General features: G+C 59.4%; 2 protein-coding genes. One reads left to right on the plus strand and one right to left on the minus strand.

The window, feature by feature from the left end:
* Positions 1–459, plus strand: a 459-nt coding sequence (locus tag A3730_RS03005) for a 4'-phosphopantetheinyl transferase (RefSeq protein ID WP_063537447.1), incomplete at its 5' end; no start/stop codon positions are given.
* Between the two features lie 4 nt (positions 460–463).
* On the opposite strand, the gene fhuF is transcribed toward A3730_RS03005, so the two are convergent.
* On the minus strand, positions 464–1,066 hold a 603-nt coding region (gene fhuF / locus A3730_RS03010; RefSeq protein ID WP_063537449.1), incomplete at its 5' end, for a siderophore-iron reductase FhuF.

Consider the following 1,066-nt stretch of genomic DNA (forward strand, 5'->3'; position numbering starts at 1 on the left):
GGTATCCCGGCCCTGGGACCCGACCGGGCACCACAATGGCCCGCTGGCAGTCTGGGCAGCATTACCCACAGCCAGGGCATTGCTGAAGTGATGGTCGCCGATGCACGCCATTGGCTGACCGTAGGGCTGGACACAGAGCAATGGCTCAGCGCAGAACGGGCAGCCCGTCTGTGCCGGGAATTGCTGACCCACGAAGAACGCGAACAGCTGGAAGGGTTATCGGATATTCAGCGCGCCAATCGCATCACGCTGATTTTTTCCGCCAAGGAAAGCCTGTTCAAGGCGCTCTACCCGATCACCGGAAAACGCTTTTATTTCCATGACGCGGAGCGCCGGGAGACCCGCTCACTGACCCTGCTGAAAACCCTGTCGCCAGACTGGAAGCTTGGTGCCACCATCCCTTTTCGCTGGCGCGAACGGCAGCAAGGTGTGCTGAGCTGGATTGCCCTGCCCCGTTAACGGCTTACGCTGCCATGCCCTTGCGACACAGCCGAGGGCAATCTTCACACAACGCCGCCTCCGGCAAACGAAAACGAATACAACAGGTGCGCCGCACGGTCATCACAGTGCCGGTGTTGGCGTTCATCCTGTCCTGGTAGGCCCCAAACAAGGGGTTTCTGTCACCGTTTTCAAAGCTGGGCTGATCAAGCAACGCTCGCCCCGGCGCCCAGAGCACCTCCGGCAAGCCGGCCCCTTTCAATTCCCCCGTGAACCAGTGGATGTAACGGCTGGCATTACTCCACAGCACCCGGGTGGATAACCCCAGTGCCTGCTGCCAGGCAGTGATAACCGGTTGTAAATTATCCCGCATTATTCCCTCGAATCGGGAAAGCGGGTGCGCGGTTGCCACAAGTTGTTGTCCGTCATCCGGCAACACGAAGACACCGGGCAACCCTTGCGCATCCACCTCAACCGCCAGCACCTCCACCGACAATGGTAATTCACGTTGCAGGATCAGGTTGGCCGCAAGCACCGGCGGCAACAGCCGCAAGAAATAGTATTTACTCCAGATGGAGAGCAGTGCCCGCTCGTCCTCCCCCTTCAAGTCAGGGCGAAATTGATGCAA

The organism is Alcanivorax sp. HI0044 (genome assembly GCF_001634945.1).